At 61.8% G+C, this 15,071-nt stretch carries 12 protein-coding genes; 9 read left to right on the forward strand and 3 right to left on the reverse strand.

Annotated features, from left to right (window positions below; genetic code table 11):
- Positions 1–282 precede the first annotated feature (282 nt).
- On the forward strand, positions 283–1,638 hold the full coding sequence (locus CCD76_RS17615) for a hypothetical protein (protein ID WP_087720775.1): 1,356 nt from the start codon (positions 283–285) through the stop codon (positions 1,636–1,638).
- Positions 1,639–1,805: 167 nt separating this feature from the next.
- Here CCD76_RS17615 and CCD76_RS17620 read toward each other — a convergent pair whose 3' ends face one another.
- Together CCD76_RS17620 and CCD76_RS17625 are read right to left on the reverse strand one after the other, a co-directional pair.
- On the reverse strand, positions 1,806–2,579 hold the full coding sequence (locus CCD76_RS17620) for a copper resistance protein B (RefSeq protein ID WP_087720777.1): 774 nt from the start codon (positions 2,577–2,579) through the stop codon (positions 1,806–1,808).
- An 11-nt stretch (positions 2,580–2,590) separates the two neighbouring features.
- Positions 2,591–4,438, reverse strand: coding sequence for a copper resistance system multicopper oxidase (locus CCD76_RS17625; protein WP_143543317.1), 1,848 nt, complete (start codon positions 4,436–4,438; stop codon positions 2,591–2,593).
- Between the two features lie 227 nt (positions 4,439–4,665).
- On the opposite strand from CCD76_RS17625, the gene CCD76_RS17630 reads away from it, so the two are divergent.
- The 5 genes from CCD76_RS17630 to CCD76_RS17650 all read left to right on the forward strand — a co-directional run bounded on the left by CCD76_RS17630 (position 4,666) and on the right by CCD76_RS17650 (position 10,937).
- Positions 4,666–5,868: an ISL3 family transposase gene (locus CCD76_RS17630; RefSeq protein ID WP_087720778.1), complete on the forward strand. Its 1,203-nt coding sequence runs from the start codon at positions 4,666–4,668 to the stop codon at positions 5,866–5,868.
- A gap of 15 nt (positions 5,869–5,883) precedes the next feature.
- Entirely contained in the window at positions 5,884–6,951 is a 1,068-nt protein-coding gene (locus tag CCD76_RS17635; RefSeq protein WP_087720780.1) for an ABC transporter substrate-binding protein, read from the forward strand.
- Between the two features lie 64 nt (positions 6,952–7,015).
- Entirely contained in the window at positions 7,016–8,380 is a 1,365-nt protein-coding gene (locus tag CCD76_RS17640) for a glutamine synthetase family protein (protein ID WP_087720782.1), read from the forward strand.
- Positions 8,381–8,506: 126 nt separating this feature from the next.
- Complete coding sequence (locus tag CCD76_RS17645) at positions 8,507–9,577, forward strand: polyamine ABC transporter substrate-binding protein (RefSeq protein WP_087720784.1); 1,071 nt, start codon at positions 8,507–8,509, stop codon at positions 9,575–9,577.
- Positions 9,578–9,623: 46 nt separating this feature from the next.
- A complete protein-coding gene (locus CCD76_RS17650) occupies positions 9,624–10,937 on the forward strand; it encodes an NAD(P)/FAD-dependent oxidoreductase (RefSeq protein ID WP_306298815.1) in 1,314 nt (437 codons plus the stop codon).
- Between the two features lie 108 nt (positions 10,938–11,045).
- On the opposite strand, the gene CCD76_RS17655 is transcribed toward CCD76_RS17650, so the two are convergent.
- Positions 11,046–11,798, reverse strand: a complete 753-nt coding sequence (locus tag CCD76_RS17655; protein ID WP_087720786.1) for a gamma-glutamyl-gamma-aminobutyrate hydrolase family protein — start codon at positions 11,796–11,798, stop codon at positions 11,046–11,048.
- Positions 11,799–12,042: 244 nt separating this feature from the next.
- On the opposite strand from CCD76_RS17655, the gene CCD76_RS17660 reads away from it, so the two are divergent.
- From CCD76_RS17660 to CCD76_RS19860, 3 genes are all read left to right on the forward strand, one after another.
- Complete coding sequence (locus CCD76_RS17660) at positions 12,043–13,419, forward strand: glutamine synthetase family protein (RefSeq protein WP_087720788.1); 1,377 nt, start codon at positions 12,043–12,045, stop codon at positions 13,417–13,419.
- A gap of 109 nt (positions 13,420–13,528) precedes the next feature.
- Entirely contained in the window at positions 13,529–14,794 is a 1,266-nt protein-coding gene (locus CCD76_RS17665; protein WP_087720790.1) for an aspartate aminotransferase family protein, read from the forward strand.
- Positions 14,794–14,946 (forward strand): aldehyde dehydrogenase family protein, encoded by a 153-nt coding sequence (locus CCD76_RS19860; protein ID WP_143543318.1) that lies wholly within the window; start codon positions 14,794–14,796, stop codon positions 14,944–14,946. Before CCD76_RS17665 ends, CCD76_RS19860 begins: the two co-directional genes overlap by 1 nt.
- The last annotated feature ends 125 nt before the right edge of the window (positions 14,947–15,071 follow it).

Raw genomic sequence — 15,071 nt, forward strand, 5'->3', positions numbered from 1 at the left:
ACCCTGTGCAGTTCTGGAGGGGGTCACTTCACAATCATAGCACCTCTCCAAGATGGGCGCTGGGGGCGAAATAGCCTCTTTGATGCGTCGTCAGGTCTGACAGTCTGACGGGTGGGGATGTCAGTACGAAAATCGGGAAAATGAAATTTAGCTGAAAATTCAGGTTCGTTTCAGTTGACCACTACAAGCTTTGTGCGTCAAGATTAAGTGCCGTTTAACTGGCACATCCATATTGAGGCAATAAATCGTTGTCGATATGAAAATTAAAATAAGGAGTTTCAGGTGAGCAAAATCTTCAAATCAATAAGCGCTCCGCTGGCGATAGCTTTAGTAGCAACACCGGCGTTGGCCGCGGAGCCGGTCGGGCGTGCGTCACCAACCGTAGAAGACCTGAAGGTTGAAATAAATCAACTGACGGCTGAAGTGGAAGAGCTCAAGAAAGGCGATTCCCCCTTCACGGTGAACGGTTATTACCGCCTGCAGGCGACCTCAGAAAGCCTAGATACGACCGACGATAACAGTACTGCTTTTGTTGACCAGCGCCTGCGTGCAAAGATCACCGGCGACCTCAACGATAACGTGAGCCTGGTTTGGTACGGTGAGTTCGATTCTCCCTGGGGTGAGACGGGAAGCTGCCAGGGTGACGATTGCGGCAAACTCAGCGCCGACGGCGTTGGCGTTGAGACCAAAAATGCCTACGCTGAACTGAAGGTGCCGAACAGCGACTGGAAGGTGCGAGCGGGCGTCCAGGGGTATGGCTTCGCCAAGTACGAGGGCCTTGTTACCAACGACGACATGAATGGCGTCTCCTTTGCGGGCAATGTTGGTATGGCCACGCTGACAGGTGGCTGGTTCAAGTGGGAAGAAAACGATAGAGATTCTGCGGACGACGTGGACTTCTACATGTTGAATGCCGAACTTCATCCCAGCGAGGTTTTCCACTACGGCCTTACCGGAGCTCAGATCAGCAACAGCAGTCAGGCTGCTCTGAATGGTACGGCGGCTCGAACGGATGACAACTATTTCGGTGCCTACGCCGATTTTACCTTTAACAAAATGGCCTATAGCGGCTCGGTACTTTACAAAAAGTCGTCCGGGCGTGACTCTGACGCAACAGATGGCGACACGTACATGTTGAATCTGTATGCCCAGAGGCATTGGGACAATGCAAGCCTCAAGATTCACGGCATCTACATTCCGGCTGATGACAGCAGCAATGGTGCAGATCGCTTCGCGGCAAACCAGTCAGGCTGGGAGCTGAATAGCAGCAATCTGCAAATCTTCGGAACAGACTACTACTACAACAATGGTTCCCAGGGGGCCAAGTCAGTTTATGACGCAGCTTACAAGGGATACGGTCTGATGGGGCTGATGGTCTCGGGTGATCAGGAGCTTTCCAACGACTACTACCTGAAGTACGGCACAGGATACTTCCGCGCTGCCGACGACGCGCCCGACAGCGCTGCTCAGGCCAACGGCTCAACCCTTGGTACTGAAGTCGCTGCTCAGCTTGGTAAAAAGTTTGCCGGCGTGTATGACATCAGCCTCCGCGGTTCTTACGGTTTCATGGGAGACTTCTACGGAGATGACCCGGAGGATACCTATAAGGTCGTAGCTATGGTCAATATCAGTTACTGATCAACGTGTAATTTCATGATCTGATACAACGGCCGGGCCTTAGTCCGGCCGTTTGTCATTGAGCCGAACATGCGGAAGGTCGGCAATGATTTTGACGAAATCCTCCAAATGAGGACACTAGCTGACCCACGCAAAGGGGCCAGCCTTTTCTACTGGGCATTATCGTACTAAAACCACCACCGGACGCCCGCCACGAAGCTGGAGGACTCGACGTCTTCCCCCTCGCGCTCACGGAGATCCTTTGTGTTGCCCAGGTAGCGTGTATAGGAAACACCAACGTAAGGAGCGAACTCCCGGGAAAACTGGTATCTCAACCGGAGTCCCAGACCAATATTGTTGATCCCGCTGCCGACGCCCCATTCCTCGACATCACTGAAGGCCACCAGGGTTTCCCCCCGGCCTTGCAGAATGAGCCTTTGGGTCAGTAACCAGTCGTATTCGGCCTCGAAATCATACGACAGGTCGCCGTCTTCAGTAACCCTGAGGTTGGTATCCACCTCAAACCAGTAGGGGGCAAGTCCCTGCAATCCAACAATGGCCGAATAGCGCTCCTTATTAGGGCTGGGGCCAAACGTTGTCTGGGCACCCAATCCTGTCTGTATGTCCCAGAAGCGATCGAAGCGATAGCTGTACTGCACATCAAAATTTTCGATGTCGCCAGCCTCGGTGGCCAGATTCGTCTCACCCTCTGTTTCAATCCAGAGCCGCTTTTGGTCCGTGCCGACCCAGGCCTGGACATCCCAGAGCGCGATCTCGTCGCTGCCATCGCGCTGATATTCCAGCCGGTCACCCAGTATCTGGCCAAATATCTCATTGTCGGGAATAGGCAATGCCCAGTCCGGATCGGCCTGAACGCCAGTACCGGCGGCGCCGGCTCCCGAGGCAATCGTGAAGGCTGAGGCACCCACAACCCACTTGATGCGATTCATCATAATGTTCATCCCCTATCCCGTTAAACGACCGACACGACACGAAACATGCCTGCGTCCATGTGGTACAGAAGGTGGCAGTGGAACGCCCAGTCACCAGGTGCGTCCGCCGTTATCAGTGCGGAGACCCGCTCACCGGGTTTGACGGAGATCGTGTGCTTGCGTGGGCGATACTCACCCGCCCCGGTTTCCAGCTCCATCCACATGCCGTGCAAATGAATGGGGTGGTCCATCATTGAATCGTTGACCAGGATCAGGCGAAGGCGTTCACCATGGTAGAATTTGATCGGGCCATCCACCTCGGAAAATTTCCTGCCATCAAACGACCACATGTAACGCTCCATATTGCCGGTAAGGTGGAGCTCCACTTCCCGTTCCGCGGGGCGCTTGTCGGGCCAGCCGTCAATACTCCGTAACTGGGAGTAGGTCAGCACCCTGTGGTCTGCGGTTTCAAAGCCAACGCCGGGCTCATCCAGCCGTGACTGGGGGCTGGACGCCACCATTGCCGCCCCGGGGCCGTGATTGTCCGGGCCATGGGATACCGGGCGCCCCGCAGTTGGAACCGGGCCCAGGTCCGGTTTGTCAGGCGAGGCGTCCATGCTCATGCTGGCATGATCCATGGTCATGCCGCCTGAACCTCCCGCCATGTCGCCGTGGGCCATTCCCATGCCGCCGTGCATTTCCATGCCGCCGTGCCCTGCCTTGCCGCCACTCTTGCTCATCGCGCCCATTCCCATGGCTGCCATGCCCCGTTCAGTGCGCGGGTACATGGGAGGCACTGGCGCTTCCAGCCCCTTTCGGGTGGCCAGTGTGCCGCGCACGAACCCGGACCGGTCCTGGGACTGAGCAAACACGGTATGGGCCATGTCCGTTGGCTCCACGATAATGTCGTAGGTTTCGGCCACGCCAATGCGGAATTCATCGGTCTCGACCGGCTGCACCGGCTGACCGTCGGCGGAAATAACCGTCATCGGAAGTCCCGGGATGCGGACATCAAAGTAGGTCATCGCCGAGGCGTTGATGAATCTCAACCGAATTTTCTCGCCGGGACGGAACAGCCCGGTCCAGTTGCTGGCGGAAGGCGATCCATTCATCAGGTAGGTATATTCAGAACCGGTTACATCCAGAATATCCCGGGGGCTCATTCGCATTCTGCCCCACATGCCGGCTTTGCTCCACGCGGCATCCCAACCCATGGTTTCGACATCCTTGAAGAAGTCGCCAACGGTGCGCTGGTTGTAGTTGTAATAGCCGTCAAACACTTTGAGGTTGCGGAAGACATCGGCGGGAGAATCGAAGGTCCAGTCGGAGAGAACCACCACATATTCGCGGTCATAGCTGACTGGCTCGGGTTCAGCCGGGTCTATGATCATGGGGCCATAGTGGCCAAGTTGCTCCTGAAGCCCGGAGTGGCTGTGATACCAGTAGGTGCCATGCTGCTCGACCGGAAAACGGTACTCGAAGGTTTCGCCCGGCATGATGCCCGGAAAACTGACGCCTGGAACACCGTCCATCTGATATGGCAGCATCAGGCCGTGCCAGTGAATGGACGTTGCCTCGGCCAGGGTGTTGGTCACACGCATGATCGCTTCGCGGCCCTGCTTGAGCCGAATCAGGGGCGCAGGCAGCGTGCCATTGATGGTAATAGGCTGTTTCGAGAGTCTGGACCCGATCGTGAGAGGCGTTCGTGCGATCGTCAGATCATAGACATCGGCGCCGTCACGCACGGTATGATAAACATTCGAGTTGTCCAGATTGCCCCTGGCAAACGCCGGCATCAGGCTGTCAAAACCGGCGAGAAGGCCCATTGCGGCAGCCCCCTGGATCAGGCGCCGCCTGGACATACCTGCATAGAAATGTCTATCGCTCATAGGTTGCTCCTAAAACCATGTATATACAGCTTCTTGCGTTCGTGACTCGATTATTGATGCTACCCGGTGCAACTGAAATCAAACTGAAAAGTCGACCGGTAACCCCCCATTTTTAAGGTTCTTCGCAGATTAGCGTGAATCAGACAGGATAGAGAAACGGCGGTAAATCCAGATAAGCTGATGTTCACCACAAACCTCAGCCACTCACCGGGGATACCGCCGTCACCATGAATGCTAGCGTCTGGAACCTGTTCTGGAAAGGCTTCCTCCCCACGTCTCACGAATGCCTCGATGACTTGTCGCTGCGGATACGCCTGGAACCCGACCCCCATCAGATCCCGGTCTGCAGCGGCTGTGGTCATGCCTGCTTCCTCGTGCATGATGTGCATCACCGGCGTGTCCGCGAGGCACCATTGCTGACCTACCGGGTCGAGCTCGATATCCCGGTCAGACGACTACGTTGCCCTACCTGCGGCCCGACACGTGAGCGGATCGACTGGCTGCCGGGCCGATCTGGCGTCACCGAGACACTACGCCAGTGGGTAGAGCGCTTGGTGAACTTGCTGCCTATCCGTCATGTCGCCGATCTGGTCGGCCTGCACTGGCATACCGTCAAGGCGATCGACAAGCGGCGTCTGCAACGCGACCTGCCAGAACCGGACAGGACACGCCTACGCCGGCTGATGATGGATGAGTTCGCGCTGCACAAGGGCCATCGCTATGCCACCGTGGTCGCCTGTGCCGATACCCAACAGGTGGTGTGGGTCGGTGAAGGCCGCTCCCGCGAGGCGATCCGTCCCTTCTTCGAATGGTTGGGCGATGCCCGAAAACAGATCGAAGCCGTCGCCATGGACATGAATTCGGCGTTCGACCTGGAGGTGAAGGATCAGTGTCCCAACGCCGTCGTGGTCTATGACCGCTTCCATGTGGTGGCCAAATACGGACGTGAGGTGATGGACCGGGTGCGTGTCGATCAGGCCAACCAGCTGCGGGACGACAAGGTGGCACGCAAGGTGGTCAAAGGTAGCCGCTGGTTGCTGCTGCGCAACGCCGACAATCTCAAACCCGAGCAGGCGGTGAAACTCGAGGAGCTGCTGGCTGCCAATGCGTCACTGACCACTGTCTATGTGCTCAAGGACCAGCTCAAGACGCTGTGGTTTGCCGACGACGAGACCACCGCCCGAAGCGCCTGGCAGGAGTGGGCTGACATGGCCCTCGGCAGTGGCATTGACGCCCTGGTGCACTTCGCCAGGAAGCTGGAGCCCTATCTGGAGGGGATCGTCTCCAGTGCCCGCCATCGGCTGAACACCAGTGTGCTGGAGGGCATGAACAACCGGATCAAGGTCATCAAACGGATGGCCTACGGGTACCGCGACACGGCGTACTTCTTCCTGAAGATCCGTGCCGCCTTTCCCGGCAAAGTGCGATGAACCGGAAAAAAGCCCATGTCGAAGCACACCAAGACTGCCGCCGCCGTTGCCTTCTGCAGCCTGCTATTGGGAACCGGCGCACAGGCCGCGGAAGAGAAGCTCTATCTGTTCAACTGGACCGAGTACATGGACCCCGAGATCATCACGGCGTTCGAGCAGAAGTACGACGTCGAGGTGGTGCAGAACTATTACAACTCGCTGCCGGAGATGTTCGCCAAGCTGAACGCGGGCGGCGCGTCCCAGTACGACATCATCGTCCCCTCCAACTACTACGTGCCGCGCTTGATCGAGACGGGCCTGGTCCAGAAGCTCGACCACGCGAAGATTCCCAACCTTGCCAACGTCAAGGAGCAGTTCCAGGATCCGAGCTTCGACCCGGGTTCCGCATACTCCGCGCCCTACCAGTGGGGCACGACAGGCATGATCTACAACACCGACACCTTCCCGGACGCTCCCAACAGCTGGTCGCTGATGTTCGACCCGGAGGTCAATCCCGACTATCCGTTCGCCATCATGGGCGACGGCCAGGTGGCCATCGGCGCCGCCTGCGGTGCGCTGGGCAAGCCCTATGACTGCGACACGCTGGACAGCTGGCGCGAAGCCGCCAAGCTGATGATCGAGACCAAGAGCCGCGACAACTTCTCCGGCTTCACCGACGGCACCCCGGCGCTACAGCAGCTGGCCCGGGGCGTGACCCACGTGGGCATGTCCTACAACGGCGACTATCTCTACTTCAAGGGAGAGGATCCGGAAGCCTTCGAGCACTTGGCATTCGCGATTCCCGACGAGGGCGCCGAAATGTGGGTGGACTCCATGATGATCCCCTCCGGCGCCCCGCACCCGGACCTGGCCCACAAGTTCATCGACTTCATCCTGGACGCGAAGATCGGCGCCCAGCTGTCCAACTACAACTACTACGCCAGCCCCAATGCGGCGGCCGAGCCTTATCTCGACGAGGCGCTGAAGCAGCCCCCCGCCCAGCCCACCGAGGAGGAGATGAAGCGCCTGCGTTTCACGCCCAGCCTCGAGGGCGAGCAGCTACAGACGTTCCAGCAGCTCTGGTCCGAAGTCCAGGCCCGATAACGGCAGCGGCCGGGCGCGGCGGTTTTGCGCCCGGCAGCCAAGAAACACCACACGGGACACGCTCATGAGTCACCACCAGGAATCGTCACCGCTCAAGGACTGGTTTCAGCAGCACGGCATCACCGAAGTCGAGAGCTTGGTGACCGATCTCACCGGCATTCTCAAGGGCAAGATCATGCCGGCCAGCAAGTATCTCAACGGAGGGCGGCCGAGACTGCCGGACTCCATCTTCATCCAGACCGTCACCGGCGGTTACCCGGACGACGAAGACATCCGCTTCTGGAATCCCGCCGAACGGGACATGGAGCTGGTGCCCGACCCCAATGCCGCCTTTCTGGTGCCCTGGGCGGAAGACCCCACCGCCCAGATCATCCACGACTGCTACTACCTGACGGGCGAGCCGGTCGACCTGTCGCCCCGCCACGTGCTGAAGCGCGTTCTGGAACTCTACGAACAGCGAGGCTGGCGCCCGGTGGTCGCCCCCGAGGTCGAGTTCTATCTGGTCAAGACCAACATCGACTCCGACTACCCTCTCGAGCCGCCGATCGGTCGCACCGGGCGCCAGGAGAGCAGCCGTCAGTCGTTCTCCATCGACGCGGTCAACGAGTTCGATCCGCTGTTCGAGGAGATGTACGACTACTGCGAGGCAATGCATCTCGACCTGGACACGCTGATCCACGAAGAAGGCGCCGGCCAGATGGAAGTCAACTTCCAGCACGGCAACCCGCTGGCGCTGGCGGACCAGGTGGTCATGTTCAAGCGCGTCCTCCGGGAGACGGCGCTGCGCCACGGCATGTACGCGACCTTCATGGCCAAGCCGATGGCCAACGAGCCGGGCAGCTCGATGCACATTCACCAGAGCCTGGTCGACGCCCAGGGCAACAACCTGTTTGCCGGTGAAGAGGGCCAGACCAGCACCCTGTTCCACCATTTCATCGGCGGCCTGCAACGCTATCTGCCGGCCGCCATGCCGCTGCTGGCGCCCAACGTGAACTCCTATCGTCGCCTGCTTCGCCACGAGGCCAGCGGCTCGGCGCCGATCAACGTCGATTGGGGCACGGACAACCGCACCGTCGGCCTGCGGGTGCCCGTTTCCACCCCGGCGGCGACCCGGGTCGAGAACCGGCTGCCCGGGGCCGACGCCAACCCCTATCTGGTGCTGGCCGCCTCGCTGGCCTGCGGCTATCTCGGCATGCTCGGCCAGATAGAACCGCGCCCGCCGATGGTCGGTTCGGCCTGGGCCAGCGGCAACAAGCTGCCGGACGACATCGGCCCGGCCCTGGATCGCATGCGGGAGTGTACCGCCCTGGCGGAGATCCTCGGTGAACGCTTCACCAACAGCTATCTCGCCGTCAAGCACACGGAACACCGCGCGTACTTCCGCGTCATCAGCTCATGGGAACGCGAGCATCTGCTGCTGCGGGTCTGATCCCGGGCCGTGACGACGATTCGTGAGACGGCGGTTCACGAGACGGTCCTTGAGACGATGATTCTAGAGACGACGATTCGCAAGACGACGATTCGCAAGACGACGGACAGGCAACCAGGAGGCACCATGAAAACGAAGCGCTGGGCGGTCTTGATGGCAGCGGGAGTGATGAGCGGCGGCGCCCTGGCGGACGCTCGGCCACAGCTGAACCTGTTCAACTGGACCGAGTACATGGATCCGGAGATCATCGCGAATTTCGAGGCCGAAACCGGCATCGACGTGGTGGAGAACTACTACAACTCCAACGCCGAGATGCTGGCCAAGCTGAACGCCGGCGGCGACGCCCAGTACGACATCGTCATCCCGTCGGATTACTTCGTGCCGCGCCTCATCGGGGCGGGTCTGATCCAGCCCCTCGCACCGGACGACCAGGCACTGGAAGGCATCGACAATATCATGGCGGATTTCCGCCACCCGGCCTACGATCCGGAAGACGCCTACACCGTGCCGTATCAGTGGGGCGTGACCGGCATCGTCTACAACACCGACACCTTCCCCGACCCGGACCCCAGCTGGGGGCTGCTGTACGATCCCGACGTCAATACCGATTATCCCTTTGCCCTGCTCAAGGGTGATGCCCAGTTCACCTTCTCCACTATCTGCGCCTATCAGGGCGAAGGGTTCGACTGCGTCGGGCAAGCGCCATGGGTCGAGGCGGCGAAGCTGGTCATCGCCACCCGCGCCCGGGACAACTTCGTCGGTTTCGTCGACGCCACCGCCGCCATCGAGCAGATCGCCAGCGGCGTCATCCACGCCGGCGTCGCCTACAACGGCGACCTGGCCAGCAAGAAAAACGAAGACCCGGAACTCTACGGCAATATCGGCTTCTTCGTGCCCAGGGAAGGCTCGCAGCGCTGGGTGGACGTGATGGCCATCCCGGCCCGGGCGCCGCATCCGGAAAACGCGCGCCGATTCATCGAGTACCTGCTGCGCCCCGACGTCGCGGCCCAGCTCTCCAACTACAACCTGTACACCTCGCCCAACGCCGCGGCACAGCCGATGCTGACCGCCGCACTGCGCGAGCCGCCGGTGATGCCCGATGCCGACACCCGCTCCCGGCTGTCGCTGACGCCCTCCGTCGACGGCGAGCAGTTGCAGCTGCTGCAGCAGTTGTGGTCGGAAGCCCGGTCTCGCTGATCGGCCTTCGTTCCTCCCTTTCGTCCTTTCATTCATGGAGACCAGGATGGCCGCGCCTTCCGACATGAAACACCCGCCGTCAGCCCTCGAATATCCCGCTTCCTGGTATGCGGCCTCGGCCAATGCCGCGCCGGCGCGCCCGGCGCTGTCGACCGATGTCAGCTGCGACGTGTGCGTGGTGGGCGCCGGATTCACCGGCCTGTCGTCGGCGCTGCATCTGGCCGAGAAAGGCCTGAAGGTGATCGTGCTGGAAGCCGCGCGCGTCGGCTATGGCGCCTCGGGGCGCAATGGCGGCCAGATCGTCAACAGCTACAGCCGCGACATGGACGTGATCGAAGACAAGTACGGCGTCGAGACGGCTCGTGCTTTGGGCGACATGGCGTTCGAGGGCAACCGGGTGATCCGCGAGCGCATCGCGACCTACGGCATCCAGTGCGACCTGCGCAACGGCAACCTGTTCGCCGCCTGCAACGCCAAGCAGCTCGAAGCCCTGAGGCATCATCAGGCGCTGTGGCAGCGTTACGGCAACGATCAGCTCGAACTGCTGGAAGGCGACGCCTACCAACGTGAGGTCGGCAGCGACCGCTATACCGGCGTGCTGATCGATCACTCCGGCGGCCACCTTCATCCGCTGAACCTGGCGCTGGGCCAGGCAGCCGCCCTGGAATCGCTGGGCGGCGTGATTTACGAGCAGAGCCCGGTCCTGTCCCTCGAGCATGGCGCCCCGGTCACGCTGAAGACCGCCGGCGGCACCCTCAGGGCCGACCGCGTCGTCATGGCCGGCAACGCCTACATGAGCGGCGTGATGCCGGAGCTCGAGCGAAAATCCATGCCCTGCGGGACGCAGATCATCACCACCGAGCCTCTCGGCGAAGATCTCGCACGGAGCCTGCTGCCCAACGACATGGCAGTGGAGGACTGCAACTACCTGCTCGACTACTATCGCCTGACGCGCGACAACCGGCTGCTGTACGGCGGCGGCGTGAACTACGGCAGCGAAGGATCGGCCGATATCGAAGGCGTCATCCGCCCCAAGATGCTCAAGACGTTTCCGCAGCTCAAGGATATCAAGGTGGACTACGCCTGGAGCGGCAACTTCCTGATGACGCTGAATCGGCTACCGCAGTTCGGCGTCATCAACGACAACGTCTATTACGCCCAAGGCTACTCCGGCCACGGCGTGACCTGCACGCACCTCGCCGGCCGCCTGATCAGCGAGGTGATGACCGGACGTGACGAGCGATTCGACGCCTTCGCCGGCCTGCCGCACCAGCCGTTCCCCGGCGGCCGCATGCTGCGCGTGCCGCTATCGGCGCTGGGCGCCTGGTACTACGAGACACGCGACCGGCTCGGCATCTAGGTTTCTCGTCATTTAAGTTCCTCGACATCTAAGTTCCTTGGCATCAGACGCCGACAGGGCGCATGGGGAGGTCAAAACCCAGATGCAGGTGAGCGCCGGCAGCGCCCGTCACTGCGGCTGGCAGGCGCGGGCGAACCCCTGGAAGATTGCATCGTAGAGCGCATGCTGCCGGGGCTCCCATTCCGGGTGCCACTGTACCGCCAGGGTAAAGCCGGGGGCATCCGGCAGCGAAACCGCCTCGACCAGACCGTCCGGGGCCACCGCCTCCACGAACAGGCCCTCCGCCAGCCGGTCTATGCCCTGCTGATGCAGCGAGTTGACCCGCGCCTTCAGCCCTTCCTCGCGCTCGCCGTAAAGGCTGGCCAGGCGGCCGCCGGGCCGGATGTCGATCTCGTGGCTCGGCGCATATTGCTGTGCCTTCGACCCTTCCGGCTCGCGGTGATCCATCAGCCCGGGCACACGCTGGACGGCCTGATGCAGCGTGCCGCCAAGGGCCACGTTGAACTCCTGGAAGCCGCGGCAGATCCCCAGCAGCGGCAGGCGCCGCTCCAGCGCCAGCGGCACCCAAAGCATGGCGGCGTGATCGCGATCCAGATCGTCCCGCGTGTTTTCCGGCGCCCGCGCCGCATCGTATCGACTCGGCAGCACGTTCGTGTAGCTGCCGGTCAGCATCAGGCCGTCGAGACGATCCAGCAGCGCGCCGGCAGCGCCAGCGTCACCGTCGCGCCAGACCGGCAGGATGACCGGCTCCAGCCCGTACTCGCGCAGCGCGTTGAGATATTTGTCGGTGACCATGTGGGCGGGGTGGCCTTCCACCTCACGACGGCAGGCAATGACACCAACCAGGGGACGCTTCTGCATGATGCCTCCTCGGAACCGGAATCCGTTGTGTTTTTATCAACAGGTGATGGCCTGCCTTTCTTGCCACGCACCGGTCATGGAAAACGATAAATTCGCTTAACATCCATTCAAATTCATAAACTTATTTATAAAACAGCTTGAATCTTACTTGGAAGCGAAGCGAATAATCCGTAAATAATTTGACAACAATACCGGGCAGGCGAAACACTATCAACGACCATAATAAACGATCGCAGGTGACATCATGTCCTCCCTTCCCGTCGACGAGGCTCGTGACTTCCTGGCGCGTCACCCCGCTATCGATAGCATCGATCTGCTGCTGAGCGACCTCAATGGCGTGCTGCGCGGCAAGCGGATTCCCCGGGAAAATCTCGAAAAGGCCTACGTCAACGGCATCAATCTCCCCGGCTCGGTCTTCGCGCTGGATATCACCGGCAACACGATCGAGGAGACCGGCCTGGGCCTGGACATCGGCGATTGCGACCAGGTCTGCCGCCCGATTCCCGGCACCCTGATGCCGACGCCCTGGCTGCGGGATGGCCGCCAGGGGCAATTGCTGATGACCATGCGCAACGAGCACGACGGCCCGTTCTTCGCCGACCCGCGCAACGTCCTCGCGCAGCAGGTGCAGCGCCTCGAAGCGATGGGGTACACGGCCGTCGTCGCGCTGGAGCTCGAGTTCTATATCGTCGATCGCACGCGGGACGACCTGGGCCGGGTGCAGCCGCCCCGCTCTCCCGAGACCGGCGAACGCGCGACCACGAGCCAGGTGTATTCGATTTCGGAGCTCGACGAGTACGCCGGGTTCCTGGGCGACATCCAGGCCGCGGCCGCCACCCAGAACCTCCCGCTGGACACGGCGCTGAAGGAGTGCGCTCCGGGGCAGTTCGAGATCAACCTGGTGCACGGCAGCGACGTGCTCAAGGCGTGCGACAGCGCGGTGCTGCTCAAGCGCCTGATCAAGGGCATCGCCGTCAACCATGGCTTCGAAGCGACGTTCATGGCCAAGCCCTACGACGCGGAAGCCGGCAACGGCATGCATGTCCACATGAGCCTGCTCGATGCCCACGGTCGCAACGTCTTTGCCGCCGCCGACGAGAATCCGCTGGGCACCGAGATGCTGCGCCACGCCATCGGCGGCCTGCTCAGGCTGATGCCGGAATCGGTCGCCCTGATGGCCCCGAACCTCAACTCCTTCCGCCGTTTTCAGCCGGGGCTCTATGTTCCCATGGCGCCGACCTGGGGCTTCGACAACCGTTCCGTGGCCCTGCGCATTCCCTCCGGGCCCAATGCCGCGCGGCGGATCGAGCATCGTGTCGGCGGCGCCGATGCCAACCCCTACCTGCTGCTGGCCACCCTGCTCGCCTCGGTCATTCACGGCATCGCCAACCGGATCTCCCCCGAAGAGATCGTCACCGGCAATGCCTACGAGCAGTTCGACCCGGTACTGACCAACAGCTGGTCTCGGGCGCTGGAGCTACTCGAGCGGTCCGAGGTGTTGAACGAGGCGCTCGGCCAGGACTTCCTGAAAGTGTTCCTGGCGAACCGCCGTGCCGAGCGGGCATCCGCCATGCAGGTGGTCAGCCGGCTCGAGTACGACTGGTATCTGCGCCACGTCTGACCCGTGGAGCGTCACATCGGCGAACCGTCGGCGACGCCAAGACGACACCGCAGCCAACGACACCGCCGCCGACCCCAAATCCGGCACGTCCACCCAGGAGGAGCACGCCATGACATCGCCAGATGCCGCAAGACTCAAGGCGCTCGACCGCGATCACTACATGCACCCCTTCACCGATTTCAAGGCGCTGGGTGACGAAGGCAGTCGACTCATCACCGCCGCCCACGGCGTCTACATCGAGGACGACGAAGGCCGGCAGATCCTGGATGCGATGGCGGGGCTGTGGTGCGTCAACCTGGGCTACGGCCGCCAGGAGCTGGTCGGCGCCGCGACCCGGCAACTGCAGCAGCTGCCCTACTACAACAGCTTCTTCAAGACGACGCACCCGCCGGCGGCCGAGCTGGCCGACACCCTCTGCGGCCTGGCGCCGGGTCATATCAACCGCGTGTTCTTCACCGGTTCCGGCTCCGAGGCCAACGATACGGTGTTGCGCATGGTGCGCCGCTACTGGGCGCTCAAGGGCCAGCCCGAAAAGCAGTGGATCATCGCCCGCGACAACGCCTATCACGGCTCGACGGTCGCCGGCATGAGCCTGGGCGGCATGGCGCCGATGCAGGCCCAGGGCGGGCCCTGCGTGCCGGGCATCGCCCATATCCGCCAGCCTTACTGGTTCGACGAAGGGCGCGAGATGTCGCCCGAGGCGTTCGGCAAGGTCTGCGCCGAGGCGCTGGAAGCACGCATCCAGGCGCTCGGGCCGGACAAGGTCGCCGCCTTCATCGCCGAGCCGGTGCAGGGCGCGGGCGGCGCGATCATCCCGCCGGAGAGCTACTGGCCGGCGATCAAGGATGTGCTGTCGCGCTACGACATCCTGCTGGTCGTGGACGAGGTCATCTGCGGCTTCGGCCGCCTGGGCGAATGGTTCGGCAGCGTCCACTACGATCTCGAACCCGACCTGATGCCGATCGCCAAGGGCTTGTCGTCCGGCTACTTGCCGATCGGCGGCGTGCTTGTCGGTGATCGTGTCGCCCGGACGCTGATCGACGACGGTGGCGAATTCCATCACGGCTTCACCTACTCCGGGCACCCCGTCTGCGCTGCCGTTGCGCTCGAGAACCTCAGGTTGATGAAGAGCGAAAGCGTCGTCGAGCAAGTGCGTCAGGTGACGGGGCCGTACCTGGCCAAGCGCTGGAAGGCGCTCGAACGGCATCCGCTCATCGGCGAGGCCCGCTCCCTGGGACTGATCGGCGCGCTCGAGATCGTCGCCGACAAGGCCACCGGGGCGCGCTTCGACAAGTCGCTCAAGGCCGGCGAAACCTGCCGCGACATCTGCTTCGAGCTCGGGCTGGTCATGCGCTGCTGCGCCTGGCCGCGCTGATGGAGAGCCATCGCGATACGCTGGCCCTGCTCGACACGCTGGACATGGGTAAGCCGATCAACAGCGCCCAGAGCGATGTCAGCGGCGCCATCGGCTGCATCCGCCACCAGGCCGAGTCGATCGACAAGCTCTACTACTACAGTTGGAGATAGTCGCTAAGCGACATGGAGACTACGGTCCCCTCAGCTCGCTGTCGTCTCACCCAGTGATGGTACTGGGCGATGCGCTGATGCCACCGACGCCAGAGGGACCAGTGCAGCGCATCTTCCAGCCGTCT

This window comes from Salinicola salarius (genome assembly GCF_002179555.1).
GTDB lineage: Bacteria > Pseudomonadota > Gammaproteobacteria > Pseudomonadales > Halomonadaceae > Salinicola > Salinicola salarius_A.

Coding starts and splice junctions, on each gene's coding strand:
- CCD76_RS17620 (WP_087720777.1), bottom strand. CDS start 2,579: ATGAACATTATGATGAATCGCATCAAGTGGGTTGTGGGTGCCTCAGCC.
- CCD76_RS17625 (WP_143543317.1), bottom strand. CDS start 4,438: ATGAGCGATAGACATTTCTATGCAGGTATGTCCAGGCGGCGCCTGATC.
- CCD76_RS17630 (WP_087720778.1), top strand. CDS start 4,666: ATGAATGCTAGCGTCTGGAACCTGTTCTGGAAAGGCTTCCTCCCCACG.
- CCD76_RS17635 (WP_087720780.1), top strand. CDS start 5,884: ATGTCGAAGCACACCAAGACTGCCGCCGCCGTTGCCTTCTGCAGCCTG.
- CCD76_RS17640 (WP_087720782.1), top strand. CDS start 7,016: ATGAGTCACCACCAGGAATCGTCACCGCTCAAGGACTGGTTTCAGCAG.
- CCD76_RS17645 (WP_087720784.1), top strand. CDS start 8,507: ATGAAAACGAAGCGCTGGGCGGTCTTGATGGCAGCGGGAGTGATGAGC.
- CCD76_RS17650 (WP_306298815.1), top strand. CDS start 9,624: ATGGCCGCGCCTTCCGACATGAAACACCCGCCGTCAGCCCTCGAATAT.
- CCD76_RS17655 (WP_087720786.1), bottom strand. CDS start 11,798: ATGCAGAAGCGTCCCCTGGTTGGTGTCATTGCCTGCCGTCGTGAGGTG.
- CCD76_RS17660 (WP_087720788.1), top strand. CDS start 12,043: ATGTCCTCCCTTCCCGTCGACGAGGCTCGTGACTTCCTGGCGCGTCAC.
- CCD76_RS17665 (WP_087720790.1), top strand. CDS start 13,529: ATGACATCGCCAGATGCCGCAAGACTCAAGGCGCTCGACCGCGATCAC.
- CCD76_RS19860 (WP_143543318.1), top strand. CDS start 14,794: ATGGAGAGCCATCGCGATACGCTGGCCCTGCTCGACACGCTGGACATG.